A 16,951-nucleotide genomic window follows, 5' to 3' on the forward strand; every position below is an offset into this window, starting at 1 on the left:
TTATTAACAAGAAAGGAGAATTCAGTATGCGTTTACCAAAGTGGGGATTGTTGATATTCAATATGTTATTGTGTGCGGCATTTGCATATGTAAGTATTTCATCATATTCCAATGGGGCGATGATTTGGTGGTTATGGGGGCTAATCTCTATCCTATATGGATTTACCACTATTACTCTTTTTGTAAAGGGGGTTAAGGAAGGTTGGTCTTCAACTGAAATTGTGGAGGATGAACGGACTTGGAATGTTCGACTCGTATCATGTTTCATCTCTTTTATTTTTATCCTGCTTTTCTTAACCGTTGGTATTATTGCCTATTACACAGAGAATTTATCCTTAGATCCTGTTGCTTACATGATTCTTGCAGTCACTGCAAGTGTAGTAGTATTTGCAATAGCTCAAGTTGTACAGTCGATTCAAAAGTAATTTAAGGGCTGTGATTTTGTGCGCTTTAACGGCATAAAGAAACGTGGATTTTTTATTATCGGGCCAAATTTTGGAGGGATTAATATGAAGGACAGGGTATTGTCCATGGTAATATAATCTTTTATTGTAGGAGGTGTAGCTATAAGTAGCATGGATTCCCTAAGTCATGCTTTCAAATCAAATTTTTACATCTTAGCTATGGTTATTTTAGGGGCGATTGTGCTACTTTATCTTTTTGAAAAGGTTAAAAGCATTGGAGAGTAGCCTATATATAGTGTCGGCAATCGGGTGGGCTTAATGGAATAAGCGATAGAGTGAGGTGTTAAAATGAAGTTCCATCTGTTAGGTGAGAAAACTGTATTAGAAATAGATGTCTTAGCTCGTATGTATCCGAACAGTTCTGATTATTGGGACGGAAACTGGCTTAGTTCAAATTTGAAAATTGAAATTCCAGGGTATACAGTTGACTTTAGTGCAAGTTTAAGAGCAGATGAAATTAGAGATTTTTTGAATGACGTAAAGTTAATGCATAGGAATTTATCTGGGAAAGCGAAATTGACAAGTTTAGAAGACTATATACATCTTGAAGGTGAAATGGATAAGCGGGGTCATATAGATTGGTCTGGAGAGACATGTTATCCAGCAGGAAGCGGTGCGGTACTAACCTTTGAATTTGTATCAAATCAATCCTATTTAGAAGAGGTTATTAAAGAGTTAGAGGATATAACCTATGTATATCCAGTAACAGGTAAGCCGTAGTCTTCAATTATGGGCGTGACGGTTTAAAAACATATACTATAATCGGTCCCAATTGTTGAATGACATGTTTTACAAGGTGGGGCAACACCACTAAAATAAACTTGGAGGTTTAAAAATATGAAACCATCAGGGACGCTATACTTTTTCTGTGGAAAAATGGGCGCAGGAAAATCAACTAAATCAAAACAAATGGCAATAGATAAACATGCGGTACTGTTATCTGAGGATGAATGGCTTTCATCTCTTTATCCCAATCAAATCGGATCATTTGAGGATTATCTAAAATTTTCGGCGCAGATCAAGCCGTTGGTGAAAAAGCATGTCCAAAATATATTAAGCGTCGGTACAGATGTAGTGATGGATTTTCCAGCTAACACTCAAAAGCAACGAAAATGGTTTTTGGATATGGTGTTAGATGTCAATGCAAGCCATCAATTAATTTTCCTTAATCTTAATAATGAGCAATGCTTACGTCAAATTGCACAAAGGCGTAACGAACAACCTGAAAGAGCGGATTTTGACACGGAAGCGGTGTTTACTCATGTTACTAACTTTTTTGAAGCACCAGAGGCATTCGAGGGTTTAAATATTTTAGAGTTTAGTGGAAAAGAATAATAAGGAGTTCAACACAACATTGGGGTAGCTTTCAACAAAAGGGAGCTCTTCTTAAATGGTAAATGATTTCTGATTGAGCCTGCCATAGGGCATTTTTTTCATTAACGCATCATGGCTTGCGAAATAATAGTATTTGTTATAAAGGGGGAATTGGAGTGGCAGTAATAATTAGGAAATATGAAGACGCGGACTTACCACATATGATCACAATATGGAATGATATTGTGGAAGAAGGTATGGCTTTCCCAGAAGAGGGGCCATTGACAATTGAGGAAGCACGTTCTTTTTTTGCAGAACAATCCTATACAGGTGTGGCCGTCGACAACGGTGAGATAGTGGGTCTTTATATTGTACACCCGAATAATGTAGGGCGTTGCGGACATATTGCCAACGCTTCCTATGGTGTCAAAGCTGGACAAAGAGGTAAACGTATTGGCGAAAGGCTAGTGGTTGATTCATTGGAAAGAGCAAAATCACTGGGTTTTCGAATCATGCAATTTAATGCGGTGCTGGCTACGAACGAAGGGGCGATTCACCTATACAAAAAACTAGGATTTACCCCGCTAGGTTTAATTCCAGGAGGATTTAGACAGAAAAACGGTCATTATGTCGATATTATTCCTTTTTATATTGAAATGAATACAAATAAAGGTCTTTCTTGAGTTCCGCAAGATGAAGTTGTTCCACAAATGGGGCATCCACCCTGTTAAATGTAGTTTGCATGCAAAATGCCCTCCTGCAACATACTACAGGAGGGCAATCATGTCTTATAGTTTTTGAAGTTTCTTCAGTTCTTTACGCTGTTGCAACAAATAAAACACGATTGTCACTAACCCGTATAATCCTTTGTATTCTTTCTCTTTCACAAAATCACTTGCATTTCCGACACGCTCTTTCAATCGTACGGAACGATCGAGCGCAGCTGTTGTTACCTCACGTGACGCTTCACCAACATCGCCGACGATTTCGAAAACAGGCGTTACTTCTGTAATTTGCTTATTTACATTGCTAATCGTTTCATTGCTTGTGTGAAGTATTTGCTGTGTCTGTCCCGTTAAATCCGCTACCGTTGACGGCAGGGTATCTGTCGTCTTTTTAACGCTTTCCAACACCTCGGTTAACTTCCCAAGCGGTTTGATCAGAATGACGGCTACTATAATAAGTGCAATGCCAATTAGTAAGACGCCTATGCCTAGTACCCAATCCATCAAATTCACCTCTTTCCTTTCTGTTGCTTCGCGCTGTAATACATACGCGCTGCTGCTTCAGATAAAACAGTTGTTTGTTGCATCAGTTTTGCGTATTTTCCTGGGGTCGCAGCTACTTGATCGGCTATTTTCGTTAAGGAATGCTGTACATACTCTGTAGAATCACGAAGTTCCTTTGCCGAAGCCGCCAATCCATCAACAGATTGTAATTTGGCATTCGCATCTTCCGCAATTCGATTCGTCTGATTCATCAGCTGATCCGTCTTATCTGTAATGCCACCCACTTTTAATTCTACGCGTTTCATCGTGTCCGTTACGTCTTTCATTGCTTCTTTGACCGTTTTGGCCGTTTTGATAATAGCAATTGCAATGACTACTAAGGCCGCTACGGCGACTATGGCACTAATATACAAGAGCACCTTCAATCTCGTCACCTCCACATGATAAAAACATGAACTATTTTATACAAAACGTCTGCCGAATTGCAATTGCGGGTTGACGTTCCATACCCTTGTCTTTCCACAAATGAGGAGAATCTAAACCCCAGCTTGCTTGTGGCTTCTATTTGATATGCTTAACATATCATAAAAACAGGATTTATCCACTTTGTATCTATCTCAATTTCGAAAAAACTTTCGTTGCGCCAAAAGGGAATACTTTTCTGCCCATTTTGTGAGTTGAAATCATTTACTGCGCTTATTGTTTAATGTTAAACTAACTGCATGAAGGAGTGGTTGATTATGAAACTAGAAAACAAAGTTGCCATCATTACCGGGGGAGCAGGCGGTATCGGCTTTGGAATTGCAACAGCCTATGTAAAAGAAGGTGCAACCGTTGCCATTGTCGACTTGAATCAACAAGCAGGTGAGGCAGCGATAGAAAAACTGAAAGAAATTTCTCCTCAGTCCATATTCATTCAAGCGGATCTATCCGATCATTTGACCTTACCATCTATTGTGGAAAAAGTAGTCCAGACCTTTGGGAAATTGGATATCTTGGTCAACAATGCGCACGCTTCACGTATGAAGCCATTCGAGGAAACAACTAAAGAAGACCTAGACCTTTCATTCGGCACGGGATTCTACCCTACTTTTTATTTGATGCAGGCAGCGCTTCCACATTTAAAAGAGACAAAGGGAAAAGTCGTGAATTTTGCATCAGGCGCAGGAATTAACGGGGACGTCAATCAAGTTTCCTATGCAGCTGCAAAAGAAGCGATCCGTGCGGTTACTCGGGTAGCTGCAAACGAATGGGGACAATATGGTATTACATGCAACTTGATTTCCCCAATTGCGAAAACTCCGGGGATTGAACAGTGGGCAGAAGAACATCCTGATTTCTATAAAGCCATGCTCAGCAAGAATCCTTTAGGCCGACTTGGAGATCCTGAAAAAGACATTGGTCGGACTGCTGTTTTTCTGGCTAGCGAAGACTCGGATTATATAACAGGTCAGACATTGATGGTGGACGGCGGTTCCATCAAACTTCGATAATAACTCATGCAAAAGGCTGTTGCCGAAAGAAAATTCTTTCAGTGACAGCCTTTTTTGACGCATTAAAAATCAGATGAATGTCTCATTCAACTTCGTATAAATCTTTAACAATTGGCTCTGCTCGGCGGCAGATAGATGGCTAAAAAATTCGGTTCGTACTTGTTGACCGTATCGTTTAGCTTCATTCAAGACCTCCAAGCCAAGAGGTGTGATATTCCAATACTTCGTACGTCGATCTTCTTTATCATTTCGCAGCGTAATATATTCATTTTTGATGAGTTTGGTCGATAAATGAGTAAGAGAGGCCGGCGTATAGCCGAGAGTCTCTGCCAGATCGGATGGACGCAGTTCCCCGTTGTTATGTAGTTCTAACAGCACTAGGATGTGAGAAATGCCAAGTGACAACTCAGACTCACGCTGGAAGCGAATGAGCATTTTATTCGTTACTTGATCCATCGTATGGAGCAAATTGAAGAAGGTTTGTTCATCTTTCAAATGGGACACCTGCCTTTCTTTTATGATCAATTATGTCCCGGCGGTATTGCGCCCAAATTTTGGATTTAAAATTTGTGTCATCTGCCGGAAGCTTTATCTTTGTTCTGGAAATCCGTTGAACAGGAAAGAAAACCGTATTCCTCTCACCAGCCATAAAGGCGGGGGTTTTCTGCTGAATAAAGATAAACCTTATGTTCATATACTATTCATTATACAGCAATTTGAGTATTTACAACATTTCTATGACAAATTCGCCATGAACTACTTTACTTTGCTATCGAAAATAAAGAGATTTACATTTTCTACTTTTTAATTACAGATTGATAGCGTATTATTAAGACAACGAATGAACTAGATGATTAGAAAGAGAAAGGTGGGCAAAAAGATTGATGAAATTTAGAGATTCACTAACATTTCAACTAGGAACGATTATTGCCGGGATCTTAGTAGTAATGCTAGCGATCACATCGATTGCCACGTACAAAACAGCATATGATAAATTATATGACGCAGCTGGAATTGAAGCATATGGCTGTGCCAATATTACAACCGGTCTGATTCGTCCGGATGAAATGGAAAAGGCGATGGCTGGTGATCTTCAGACGCAGGATGAAATTGGAAAAACATTGAATTGGACAACTGATCACAAAGATATATTTGAAACGCAATATATTTTGGATTTGGATGGTAATTTGATTGCATTGGATGACAATCTGAAAAGTAAAGGGTTTAAGCCTGGAGATGCGTTCCACATGGATAAGAAAGCAGTGGACGATTTGCTGGCACACGCACATCCTTCCTATTCCGAACCTTATGAGTTTGGCGGCATGAAGAGATTATCCGGTTATGCGCCTATCCATAAAGACCATGATCCAAGCAAGGAAATTATTGCGGTCAGTGTCATTGATTTTGATGCCGATATCGTGAAAAATCGTACGTGGGATGTTGTGCGCGACGGCATTTTGATCAGCATTATTCCGATGCTGCTAGCTTCCATTGTAACAGGCTTCCTCATTCGTCGAAAAACGAAGCCGATTTCCAGCTTGATTGTCCAAGCGAAGAAAATTGCGGATGGAGATTTGGCAGTGGAAACCACAACCGTCCACTCGAACGATGAAGTAGGGGACTTGGCACGCACGTTGAATCGCATGACAGTGAACCTGCAAGAAATGATCGGGACGATGAACACTACATCGCATCAGTTATCTGAGAATTCAAATGAAACTTCTAGTTCGTTGAATGAAATGCGAGAAGCTGTCTCTATGGTTGCGAATAGCATTGAAGAAGTGGCAACAGCGGTGACAGATGGAACAACTACCGCCGAAAGTGCAACGGAAATCTTAACGAATTTGGCCAACGACTTACGCAGTACGAAAGAAGATGCAGATGCTATGCTCGTCAATTCCAATGAAACGATGAACATTGCGCTCGAAGGCGCACAGCGGGCTAACGAAATCAGCAGAGACATGGAATTGATTCGAACCGGGTCACAAGAAGTTGGAGATACCATTCAAAACTTGGTGGAATCCACAACGAAAATTCAAGATATTACAGGGTCGATTGCCGGAATTGCGGCACAAACGAACTTGCTCGCCCTGAACGCATCCATTGAAGCCGCTCGTGCCGGCGAACATGGTAAAGGATTTGCGGTAGTTGCCGAAGAAGTACGAAAATTGGCGGAGCAGTCCAATCAAGAAGTGCTGGAAGTGGAGAAATTGGTTCAGGATATTTCAGAACGAATTCAGCAAGTCATCACTTCCACATCAGAAAATACGAAGCATATTACCAAAGGTACAGAAACTGTACGACTCACCTCTCAGTCATTGAGCAATATTTCTTCCGCTGTGGCAGAAACTGTTGAAGAAATTAAAAACATTTCACGCCTGATGACTTCAGAATCAGAAAAGTCGGGTGAAGTCGTGCAATTAATCGAGAATCTGACGCATTCGGTTCGAGATATTGAAGACATGACGAATAATATTGCAGCAGCTGCAGAGCAGACGACTGCAAGTATCGAGGAAATTGCTGATCGCTCAACGCAGACGAATCAAATGGCACAGGATCTCGAAGTGTTTGTCGGTTCCTTCCGATTGCCAGAACAAAATTAGACGATCTATTGAGAAAGAATAATAACTGAAAAGCCTGTATCTTTGATTACCTTGTAATCAGGATACAGGCTTTTTTATTTAAGCTATACTTGTGCTTAAATTAATTTTTATAAAAATTGAACCTAATATGATTTGATAATCGTCTAATTGCTGAATTTGAAGTGGTTTGAAGGGGAGGATAATCGATTGAACAAAGAAGAAAAAGATTTTGAACTAGAGAGAGTGATGATTAAATACGGTAATGAGTTGATGCGGCTTGCATTCTCTTACGTGAAAGACACAGAGACTGCTAAGGACATGGTTCAAAATTCGTTTATCAAATGCTATAAAAACCTTGATTCATTCCGTTATGACTCACAAATCAAAACCTGGCTATATCGCATAACAATCAACGAATGTAAAGATCATTTAAAAAGCTGGAATTACAAAATGGTACAAGTAAAAAGCTTTATAAATGAAACAGCAAAATCCATATTGCCATCAACAGAAAAAACAGTTATCGAGAAATACAGGAATAAAAAAATAAAGGATACTGTCTTTTCTCTTCCAAAAGTGTATAGGGAAGTAGTTTATCTATATTACTATGATTCACTAAACATGGAGGAAATTGCCGAAGTGTTGGATATACCGGTCAATACAGTGAAAACCCGATTAAGAAGAGCGAAACAAAGATTAGAGTTAATGATAAGGGAGGCAGAGCTGAATGGGAGATAAACGATTAAAAGAAAAATTTTATAATGCGGATGACCAAGAACTACGATTTACGAAAGAAGACCGTAATGAGGTATTTGAAAAAATTCATAAACTGGAGAAGCATAATACAAAAAAGAAATCCATTATTTTTTCTTCAAAAAAGTTCACCCCACTTGCAGCATCTTTAGTAGTAGCGGGCTTGTGTATAATTTTGTTTATTCCATCAATCCTACCTAGAGATATTGCCAACCAAAGCAACGGAAATATTGACGGTAATGCAAATACAAGCAAATCAGTGGTACAAGAAAATGAAGTTTCAACCACTTTATTAACGGTGAAAGATGAAAATAATAGAATACCAATTAACCTTTTATTTACTTATAGTAAAGATAAAAATATGATGAAGATTCTATCGATTCCTCGTGATACCTATGCTCCGATATTGGATAATGAAAAAACTACTCCATATGATAAATTGTCGCACGCTTATGTAAATGGTTCGGGAGGGATTGAAGATGTACGAACAACCATTTCTAATTTATTTGATTTACCAATTGATTATTATGCTGTGATGGATGTAGAAGCTTTTTCAAAGATGATTGATTCAGTGAATGGTATAGATTACGACTTGCAAGAAGATATTCGAGTCCGAGCAATATCCAAAGTAGCATTTGAATTCAAAAAGGGAACGCATCGTTTGAATGGAGAAGAAGTTTTGGCATTACTGATGGATGCTACAGTGGGAAATGAATTGGGTGAAAAAGACCAATTAAACCTCATTAATGCGGTTATAAATCAAACAATAAACGTGTTACCACAAACGCAATTAGAACAATTTGCTACTGAAATAGAAGGTGATTTTCCAATTGAACAATTATTGGAGAATCCATTGGAACTTCCCTCGATACAATTAGTATCTTTAACCGATGGAATGATAGGTTCCATGATGAATGAGTCATACTATATTAAATTTGAGAAGAAATTTTTAAATTCAGTTTCAGAAGAGTTAACTACATTTAACTGATAAGAGTTTTAAAATAAGGGAAACATCTTTGATTTGAGTTCGATTTGGGGAACACGTCGATGGTTCTATTGCTTGTCTGACTATTTAAGTAAAAGAACTGATCCAATCAAGTTGAAAGAAATGATAGCGTTATCTATTTAATGAAAAATTAAATGAAACTGGGTCCTCAAGTATCAAGACGAGTTTGTGGCGTAGCAATATACCAGGATCGGGTCATTATGCTGAAATTATGAAACTGCTCACTATCTCGTTTCGTCTTAATTAATAAGAACTTTCAGTATGAATGGAGGATGTGTAATTTTGTGGCTAATATTCGGACTCCTAGCAATAACTGCAACTTTTATAAATTTATATATGTATGGAACAGGCAAAGATTATAAATTGGCAATGGCGATGGGGTTATCTTTTACTGCTCTAACCCTTGTTGCAGATTATAGTATGGTCTCCAATTGGGTAAAGGCGGAAGATTGGGCTGCTTTATCAGACGTAGTGCCTACGATGGAAAAAGCGTTTTGGATTTTAACGAGTATAGCGATTTTATTAAATATAACTCCCACACTTTTAGAGTTAAAAAATAGAAAATAACTATTGCATTAACTTTTTTGTGCAATTAAAAGGTGCAATTGTTGATAAGGGCATTGCGTCACCGAATCATGAAATTGAACAAAAAGAGATCATCAATTGTGATGGTCTTTTTTTACATTGCATTCAGAATATATGTTCTGTATAATCACGAACATATATACGGTTTTGGAAGGAGCAATTATATGGAGCGAAATCGTGACCGAGGAAATATCAAATGGACTTCTCTGATGCTTCCTGAACATTTAGAACGTCTACGCGACTGGCAGCGGGAAGATCAGTACACGGAACGACCAGAGCTGACGGACTGGGAGCTGCAATCGATGCAGCTGACGCTGGAACATGGCTGGCGAAGCAAGTGTGAACTGTTGATCAAGACATGGCATGACGGTGAAGTGCGTTATCATCAGGGAGTGATCGAAGCGCTTGATTCTGCTAATTCCGCAATTCTGCTTGGCGATCCTTTCGGTACGGAAAGAATCCCTGTTGCCGACATCATCGACGTACAACTGGCAAAAGGTGCGGATGGGGTTTGAACAAAAATAAAAACTGTCTGCGAATGCAGACAGTTTAGTCTCTGTAAAATGCTTTTTCTGTATTGTACTTTGCGCGTTCCGTATTGATCACATACGTTTCATAAATCTCGCGCTCCATTGGATCGTCCACAAGAATAGCAGCTATTTTCGCTACTTCTTCACGGTGATTGCGCAATGGAGATACTTGGTCTTCAAAATGCTTTTTTAGACGCGGGCGCAACTTTCTTGCTTTCCCTACGAATAATAGCTCGTCACTTTGGTTGTAAAACAACAACAGACCGCCTTTATCCCGGGGAATTTCATGGAAATCAATAAAACCGAAGATCGGCTTGATTGGCGTCGTATCCGGCGTCAGTTCCTGCTTTCTGCGAACGATTGTCACAGCTGGTTCTGGTAATTGAATCGTAATCAATTTTACTTCACATCCTCATATGATTAAGTGTCCATCCTACCATATGGCAGGGGAAAAAGCGAGAAACTTTCCGTGTGTTCCTTGCATATGGTAGACAAATGCCTTGGAGAGGATGAATCCATGAAATTGCCTGCTGTTATACAAGCGTATCATGTGTCGCATACGAAACCCAAAGTGAATATTTATTATCCTGTCATCATTCAGCTGGAGGACCCGAAAATTCAGCAGCAGCTCAATCAAGTGATTTTCACAGAGATGAATAAACTGCTTGTGGAACAAAATTATTACGAACCCAGTTTGGTCGAATTAGTAGCTGATTTTGAAATAAAAAACAACCAGCGAGGGATTCTCAGTTTAAATCTTATTGTCTATTCCTTCACTGGCGGGGCGCATGGAATGACAGTCTGTAAGTCACTGACGTTCGACACACGTACAGGCAGAAGCTATAGCTTGCCCGATCTTTTTAAGCCAGGCAGCCCATATGTGCAGCGGATTTCTGAATATGTCCGCCGGCATATTGAAAAATGGAAAACGCCTGTATTGGAGCCATTTAAACAAATCCGGCCCGATCAAGATTTCTACATCGCAGATACTTCCCTCGTCGTCTATTTCCAGCTGTATGAAATCTCACCTTACGTAGCCGGTTTCCCGTATTTCCCGATTCCACTACTCGACCTGGAAGACCTCATCAAGCCAGGCAGCCCTGCAGATAGAATGCTGCCATTTATAGGAGTTTAACAAGATCTCTTACGGAAGATATGTAGGAATATATGAAGTATTAATGCTATAATTTGAATATACAGACTATACAAACGAGGTGGAACGTATGCTAAGAGATCTCTTTATCGGTTTATCGGAAAATCAATTGTTGAACCGCGCCGCTCGGAACTATGGCTTACAGCTTGGAGCGCAGCAGGTAGTGGCTGGAACAAATATTACAGAAATGATGGACAGCGTAAAAGAACTAAATCAAGCAGGGATTGCGTGTACCATTGATAATTTAGGTGAATTTGTTTACGACAAAAGCGAGGCTATCAGGGCGAAAGAACAGATCTTAGCAGTAGTGGAGGCGATCCGCGAGCAGCAAGCGGATGCACATATCTCCTTGAAACCATCTCAGCTCGGCCTCGACATCGATTATGAGTTTTGTAGAGAGCAAATAAAAGAGATAGCAGAAAAGGCAAGCCGCGACGACATCTTCGTGAATTTGGATATGGAGAATTATCCGCGGCTTGAACCTACCTTCCGTCTGGTTAATGAATTATCAGAAGAAGGGTATACGAATATTGGAACCGTCATTCAGGCGTATTTTCATCGCGCATTGAAAGACACGCGTGCCTATCGTGACATGCGAATGCGTCTGGTGAAAGGTGCATATAAAGAATCGCCTGCTGTTGCCTATCAAAAAAAGCAAGAAATTGATGAGAACTTCATCCGAATCATCGAGTGGCATCTGCTTCATGGAAAGTTCACTTCAATTGCCACGCATGATGATAAAATCATCGATCATGTCAAACGCTTTGCAGCAGAACATGACATCGAGCGTGATCAATTCGAATTTCAGATGCTATACGGATTCCGCAAAGACTTGCAGCTGGCGTTAGCGAAGGAAGGCTACCGCTTCTGTACATATGTACCATTCGGTGAAGATTGGTATGGGTACTTCATGCGCAGATTGGCGGAACGTCCGCAAAATATGAATTTGATGGTGAAGCAAGTGTTTAATAAGAAGACCAATACAGTAATAGGTTTGGCGGCAGGTGCATTTTTGCTTGGGCGGTTGTCGAAGCGTGGGAAATGACGAAATCATTGAATAGGGCTATCCGGGAAGTCGTTAGACGATTTCTTGGATAGCCCTTTTTTATATCAAGTGTTTCTTTAGGACCCTCACGCTCATAAGATGCCCGTCGGCGATCATATTTTCGGCCGGGCGCTCATATCCATCCGTTTGCCGCTCATACGGACTCGAAACTCGCTCATATGTCTTCTCCCCGCGATCATAAAGGGAGTATTCTCGCTCATACGCCGAATTGCCAGGTGTTATTTTTCTTATGATTCTACTAAATAAAGCTTCATTTAGTAGAAATACACTTATTTTATCAAATGATTTGAAACTTTTATAGAAAATCTCCGTCTGTAGGGTTCTAAATAAAATAACAGATAGCGGAGTGAATATATAGTGAGAAAATTGTTCGGAAAAATAAAGGTCGTTCTTTTCATTAGTTTGTTATTTGTTTTAATTACCCTGGCCAGCCTGTCTTTTTCCCATTTCGGTGCTGCGGTGCAGGACCAGCGATTTTCGGATATAGACAATACATTCTGGGCCAAAGATGAAGTGATGCAGCTGGCGGATGAAGGGATTATTGCCGGGTATCCGGATTTTCAATTTAGACCGAGTGCTGTTATAACACGTGGTCAGGCGGCCAATTTATTAGCAAGTGCATTACAACTACCCGATACGCCATATGAACCGATATTTACAGATGTCAGTCAGGAGTCATCCTTTTTACGTGGAGCGATGGCGACATACCAGGAAAAGATATTTGCCGGAAAACCGGACGGCGCGTTCGGCGTCAGTGACCCCTTAACAAGAGAACAGATGGCCAGCGCAATCGTCAGCGCGTTCAATTTAAAAAACACAGGGACGGCAAGTGGGTTCACGGATGAAAATGAAATCGGCATATCTCATAAACAAAGTGTAAACGTGCTGAAACAATATGGTATTACGACAGGGAAAGAAGACGGCTCGTTTGATCCGAAATCACCTGTCACAAGAGCGACCTTCGCAGTATTCTTACATAGGACGATGATTCAGTCGGGCGCATTGAAAGAACGGGCAGCTGTAAAGCTCACTGAACCGGAAACAATCGGACCATTTGAAGCCGTCCCTCATTCGGAGCAATTTATTGAATTACCATTGGGTGAGGAGTGTAAAGTATTTCTGCGGTCCGATCAGCAATTGCAGTTGATTGAAAAACGGACGCAGGCTCACGGTCATGCAACCGATCAAATGTATACGTACAGTGTGAACGGGCAGGATTCTGTAACTATGACCGTGGTCAAGCGCCAGTTGCCAAACAGTGACTATTTCTTATTTACAGAGTTACGGAATCCCGAGACGACCCCGATCCGTATAGATCTTGTACAGACTGAAGACGAAATTAAATCAAATGCACTCGAACCGTTCAGCAAGTTTTCTGCGAAAAAAGAAGTGAAGAAACTAGTCGGCGAAGATGTGACGACATTTCCTGTTGGTCTACTGGAGACGGTGACGGATGACAAAATCAGTCAGGAGCTGATCGGAAAATCGTATCGTTCCCGTGAATTGGAAATAAACTATGCGCAGGGGAGCAGCCGTACCCGCGAATTTCTGGCAGAAGAAGATGTATACAGCAGCATAGTGATGGGCGGCACGCGTGTGTCTGTATTTGCATTGCAATCGCATGGTGATGATGTTACAGATCAATGGCTTCTTTCATCCGGAACCAAGTTGTTCTCTACAGATGAACAAAGGGATAACTGGATGCATGAATTTGCCCTCCATAGTAAAAAACGCAATCAATGGTACACTGCCAAAGGAGCTTACAGTAAAATGGCCGAGACCGTGGAACCGATTGCTGCTTCCGGACGTGCGTATGGCCGTAATTTGCTGATGATGAAAGAAGACCGTGCCATGGAACTGTACCAACAGACACAAGAGCGGTTCTATGAAGACCTGCTGCATAATGCATTTGTCAATTTACAGTTGTTCAAAGGAGAGGAACAGTATTGGGAAACAGAAGTGACCAGTACCTACCTGAAAGACTTGTACGGCTTTACGGCTCCGTTTATTGATACGCGTTTTAATGAACAAATTGCCTTGTTCTTGAATAAAGCCGGCGATGCTTTTGAACATCCGGATGCGAGTGAAGGCCTGCGCAACTATGCTGATTTGCTTGTCGCTCAGCAGGAAAAAGGGAATATCAGTGGTTTGAAGCCAGGTGCTTATTATATTCCAGATTATTTCCCAGTGAAGCAGAAGGTGGTTACGCATACATCTATGAATCATCAGCTTGGCGGGATGAACATTCTTTTATTGGCCTATCAAGAGTTTGGGGATACTGTTTATCTAGAAACAGCAAGTGCGATTGAAAAAGCGATCGCGCTGGAAGAAAAAAGCTGGATCCGGGATGATGGGGATATATGGTATAAGCGGACGCCCGATGGAGAGTTTGCAGGAAGGGACTATACCCATCTGACATTGGAAGATTTGATTGATTCCTATGAGAACTGGCTTGCTGTAGACGAAGCAAAAACGCCTGTGTTTAAGCGGATGATCGAGTCAAAAGCAGGCTATTTAGATAAAAATAAGAAAGGGTATACAACTAAAATTAAAGAGGGGCTGAAACGGATCGATATGTCTAACTTATTACCTAATGGAATCGAGCATACAGATGCGTTGTAAAGTAAAATTGTTTGAAGATGCCTTTGTAATAAATTGATGGATTCGTCTAGATGACCATGAGTATTCGTGTGAAATTTCCTATTTGTTACTCTTATAGATGCATTTTCCGAAATAAAGCTTCACTTGCGAAAGAAAATGTATTGAAATGAACAGTATATGCGAACAATACGAGGGGGAGCAATATGAGCAAAAAAAAAACCATTTACCTCTAAAGTAGAGAAGCTGCTAAGTCTAATGCGAAATAAATAAGCATCTATTTGGATTGAGAATAACCATGCTATTTTTAAATTAAAAGGAGTGCGATTTGCACTCCTTTTTTCTTAGTCAATTCCAATTCTCTCTCAATCAACAGAACCCGTTAAAAATGAGGCAAGCGTTTCCACTATACTGTACAATAATAGAAACCGTCTAGATGTAAACTTAGGATTGGAGGCGAATTGCTTGTTTGAAGTGATTAATAAAAAGAAAGCGCAATTAGATGATGCTCGCCCTTTACCAAAATATACTTTAAAAAGTTTACAAGAAAAATTATTTCTTGAGTGGACATATAATTCGAATGCCATTGAGGGAAATACACTAACAATGTACGAAACGAAAGTAGTTCTTGAAGGAATTACTGTCGGTGGTAAAACGTTAAGGGAGCATTTAGAAGTCATTAATCATCGTGACGCTATTTCGTATGTCGAAGAAATTGTCCAAGAGAAAGCATCACTTTCTGAATGGCAAATTAAAAATTTACATCGTTTAGTGTTAAAGGGGATTGTCGATGAATATGCAGGAGTATATCGTCAAGAACAAGTCTTTATTTCGGGTGCTAAACATACTCCTCCAGCGCATTTTCTAATTCAAGAAAAAATGGAACAGATGATGAATTGGTATTATACAGCAGGAGTTGACCTTCATCCAGTGGAGCGGGGAGCAATGTTACATGCCATTTTTGTGGGAATTCATCCTTTTATAGTTGGGAAAGGACGCACCTCTAGACTTTTGCTTAACTTAGAGATGATGAAGGATGGGTTTCCCCCAGTAATTATAAAGGTTGAAAATCGATTAGCCTATTACGAAGCGCTCGATAAAGCTCATACAACAGAAGATTACAAAGACTTTATTGCGTTAGTAGAACGAGAAGCGGAAGATTCTTTGGATTTATATTTAAGTGCAATTAATTAGATTAGCATCTTATATGAGGTGCTTTTTTAATACAATATAAGAACGTAGCGGCGAACATTGATATTCTATGAAAGAGCATGATCTATGGGAGATTTCGTTAAGACACACTTTTTATTTGTCATTAGTAAATAACGAAATTGAAATGTATAATAAAGGGAAGGATAACAGTATGAAAGTGGTGTTTGTATGAAAGAATTTAATATCGATCAAAAGAATTTAGAAGAGTGATGCATAATCTTCGATTGGAAAACATGAGTCTTTCTCAAGCAGAAAAAAAGAAAGTACTTGAGCTTATCAATACAAATATCGCAATTACGCCAACTTTGATCAAGGATTTATTTAAGCATGGGGAAATATAATGAACAAGATAATGATGACGGTCTTTTAAAGCATAATCGGTTGTTGATGTAGGCCATTAAGAAAATTCTTTTTAGAGAAAATTCAATACCACAAGTGAATAACAATAATCTTTTAGAGTGTCGAATGTGAGCAGTGTGTGTTGAAGGACTGGGTTTATCAGTATCCATGATTGGACGAATTTCCGTAAATGGGAATGCGTCCAGTCTTACAATAGGACCCAAATAATACGTTGCATACTGTCCCTACACTGAAGAAAATAGTAAATTGAGTTATGACAATGAGGCTTTAAAGATATTTTTGACAAATCATGATGGTGATTGCACTTCAGATGCCACCCCAAGAACGTTTATTATTCAGGGCGATAAAGACTTATCTAAAAGTATAAAAAGAGTTGTTATTACTCAAAGTGGTACGAAAACCAACATACCAAATAAAGAGTAAAGTTTGCTATATGTGGCTTTATTTATGAAATATCGTTTGTTTTCCGCTAAAAGGCGCTTTTCTTCAAGAAAGAGCAGCGCTCAATTTCATAAACGGCCGTTTTTGTTGAATAATTGAATACCGAAATAATAAAGAAGTGCTTAGTTTTCCAATGAATGTAGTGACCCCTAAAAGTTAGAGTTTTAT

18 protein-coding genes are annotated in these 16,951 nt (G+C 39.8%); 14 read left to right on the top strand and 4 right to left on the bottom strand.

Features of this window, described 5'->3' with window-relative positions; all coding sequences use genetic code 11:
- The first annotated feature begins 26 nt into the window (after positions 1 to 26).
- From H7J92_RS09365 to H7J92_RS09380, 4 genes are all read left to right on the top strand, one after another.
- Positions 27 to 425: a hypothetical protein gene (locus H7J92_RS09365; protein WP_078816719.1), complete on the top strand. Its 399-nt coding sequence runs from the start codon at positions 27 to 29 to the stop codon at positions 423 to 425.
- A 327-nt stretch (positions 426 to 752) separates the two neighbouring features.
- On the top strand, positions 753 to 1,184 hold the full coding sequence (locus H7J92_RS09370) for a WapI family immunity protein (RefSeq protein ID WP_221836655.1): 432 nt from the start codon (positions 753 to 755) through the stop codon (positions 1,182 to 1,184).
- A 117-nt stretch (positions 1,185 to 1,301) separates the two neighbouring features.
- Positions 1,302 to 1,799 (top strand): P-loop nucleotide/nucleoside kinase family protein, encoded by a 498-nt coding sequence (locus H7J92_RS09375; protein ID WP_078816717.1) that lies wholly within the window; start codon positions 1,302 to 1,304, stop codon positions 1,797 to 1,799.
- A 155-nt stretch (positions 1,800 to 1,954) separates the two neighbouring features.
- Positions 1,955 to 2,461: a GNAT family N-acetyltransferase gene (locus H7J92_RS09380; protein ID WP_343228083.1), complete on the top strand. Its 507-nt coding sequence runs from the start codon at positions 1,955 to 1,957 to the stop codon at positions 2,459 to 2,461.
- Positions 2,462 to 2,566: 105 nt separating this feature from the next.
- Here H7J92_RS09380 and H7J92_RS09385 read toward each other — a convergent pair whose 3' ends face one another.
- Positions 2,567 to 3,007 carry a DUF948 domain-containing protein gene (locus H7J92_RS09385; RefSeq protein ID WP_009496513.1) on the bottom strand — a complete coding sequence of 147 codons (441 nt, stop codon included), beginning with the start codon at positions 3,005 to 3,007 and terminating at the stop codon, positions 2,567 to 2,569.
- 5 nt (positions 3,008 to 3,012) lie between these two features.
- Complete coding sequence (locus tag H7J92_RS09390) at positions 3,013 to 3,426, bottom strand: DUF948 domain-containing protein (RefSeq protein WP_343228085.1); 414 nt, start codon at positions 3,424 to 3,426, stop codon at positions 3,013 to 3,015.
- 321 nt (positions 3,427 to 3,747) lie between these two features.
- On the opposite strand from H7J92_RS09390, the gene H7J92_RS09395 reads away from it, so the two are divergent.
- Positions 3,748 to 4,500, top strand: coding sequence for an SDR family NAD(P)-dependent oxidoreductase (locus H7J92_RS09395; RefSeq protein ID WP_246602693.1), 753 nt, complete (start codon positions 3,748 to 3,750; stop codon positions 4,498 to 4,500).
- Between the two features lie 69 nt (positions 4,501 to 4,569).
- Here H7J92_RS09395 and H7J92_RS09400 read toward each other — a convergent pair whose 3' ends face one another.
- Complete coding sequence (locus H7J92_RS09400) at positions 4,570 to 4,995, bottom strand: MarR family winged helix-turn-helix transcriptional regulator (protein ID WP_009496516.1); 426 nt, start codon at positions 4,993 to 4,995, stop codon at positions 4,570 to 4,572.
- Positions 4,996 to 5,384: 389 nt separating this feature from the next.
- Here H7J92_RS09400 and H7J92_RS09405 point away from each other — a divergent pair, with 389 nt between their 5' ends.
- The 5 genes from H7J92_RS09405 to H7J92_RS09425 all read left to right on the top strand — a co-directional run bounded on the left by H7J92_RS09405 (position 5,385) and on the right by H7J92_RS09425 (position 9,938).
- Positions 5,385 to 7,103 carry a methyl-accepting chemotaxis protein gene (locus tag H7J92_RS09405; protein ID WP_009496518.1) on the top strand — a complete coding sequence of 573 codons (1,719 nt, stop codon included), beginning with the start codon at positions 5,385 to 5,387 and terminating at the stop codon, positions 7,101 to 7,103.
- 186 nt (positions 7,104 to 7,289) lie between these two features.
- Positions 7,290 to 7,817, top strand: coding sequence for a sigma-70 family RNA polymerase sigma factor (locus H7J92_RS09410; RefSeq protein ID WP_040758077.1), 528 nt, complete (start codon positions 7,290 to 7,292; stop codon positions 7,815 to 7,817).
- A complete protein-coding gene (locus tag H7J92_RS09415; RefSeq protein ID WP_221836658.1) occupies positions 7,807 to 8,820 on the top strand; it encodes an LCP family protein in 1,014 nt (337 codons plus the stop codon). Before H7J92_RS09410 ends, H7J92_RS09415 begins: the two co-directional genes overlap by 11 nt.
- A 300-nt stretch (positions 8,821 to 9,120) precedes the next feature.
- Positions 9,121 to 9,405, top strand: a complete 285-nt coding sequence (locus H7J92_RS09420; RefSeq protein WP_078816712.1) for a hypothetical protein — start codon at positions 9,121 to 9,123, stop codon at positions 9,403 to 9,405.
- A gap of 182 nt (positions 9,406 to 9,587) precedes the next feature.
- Positions 9,588 to 9,938 carry a YolD-like family protein gene (locus H7J92_RS09425; protein WP_040758079.1) on the top strand — a complete coding sequence of 117 codons (351 nt, stop codon included), beginning with the start codon at positions 9,588 to 9,590 and terminating at the stop codon, positions 9,936 to 9,938.
- A 34-nt stretch (positions 9,939 to 9,972) separates the two neighbouring features.
- On the opposite strand, the gene H7J92_RS09430 is transcribed toward H7J92_RS09425, so the two are convergent.
- Positions 9,973 to 10,350: a nucleotide excision repair endonuclease gene (locus tag H7J92_RS09430; protein ID WP_009496523.1), complete on the bottom strand. Its 378-nt coding sequence runs from the start codon at positions 10,348 to 10,350 to the stop codon at positions 9,973 to 9,975.
- A 120-nt stretch (positions 10,351 to 10,470) separates the two neighbouring features.
- Between H7J92_RS09430 and H7J92_RS09435 the strand changes: the two genes are divergently transcribed.
- The 4 genes from H7J92_RS09435 (at position 10,471) to H7J92_RS09450 (ending at position 15,964) form a co-directional block, all read left to right on the top strand.
- Positions 10,471 to 11,088, top strand: a complete 618-nt coding sequence (locus H7J92_RS09435; RefSeq protein ID WP_009496524.1) for a DUF3298 and DUF4163 domain-containing protein — start codon at positions 10,471 to 10,473, stop codon at positions 11,086 to 11,088.
- A gap of 88 nt (positions 11,089 to 11,176) precedes the next feature.
- Positions 11,177 to 12,151, top strand: a complete 975-nt coding sequence (locus tag H7J92_RS09440) for a proline dehydrogenase family protein (RefSeq protein WP_221836660.1) — start codon at positions 11,177 to 11,179, stop codon at positions 12,149 to 12,151.
- 378 nt (positions 12,152 to 12,529) lie between these two features.
- Positions 12,530 to 14,794 carry an S-layer homology domain-containing protein gene (locus H7J92_RS09445; protein WP_221836662.1) on the top strand — a complete coding sequence of 755 codons (2,265 nt, stop codon included), beginning with the start codon at positions 12,530 to 12,532 and terminating at the stop codon, positions 14,792 to 14,794.
- A 441-nt stretch (positions 14,795 to 15,235) separates the two neighbouring features.
- The gene (locus tag H7J92_RS09450) at positions 15,236 to 15,964 is read left to right on the top strand and encodes a Fic family protein (protein WP_221836664.1); all 729 of its coding nucleotides are present in this window, start codon (positions 15,236 to 15,238) and stop codon (positions 15,962 to 15,964) included.
- Positions 15,965 to 16,951: the final 987 nt, after the last annotated feature.

It is taken from the genome of Sporosarcina aquimarina, assembly GCF_019748715.1.
Taxonomy (GTDB): domain Bacteria; phylum Bacillota; class Bacilli; order Bacillales_A; family Planococcaceae; genus Sporosarcina; species Sporosarcina newyorkensis.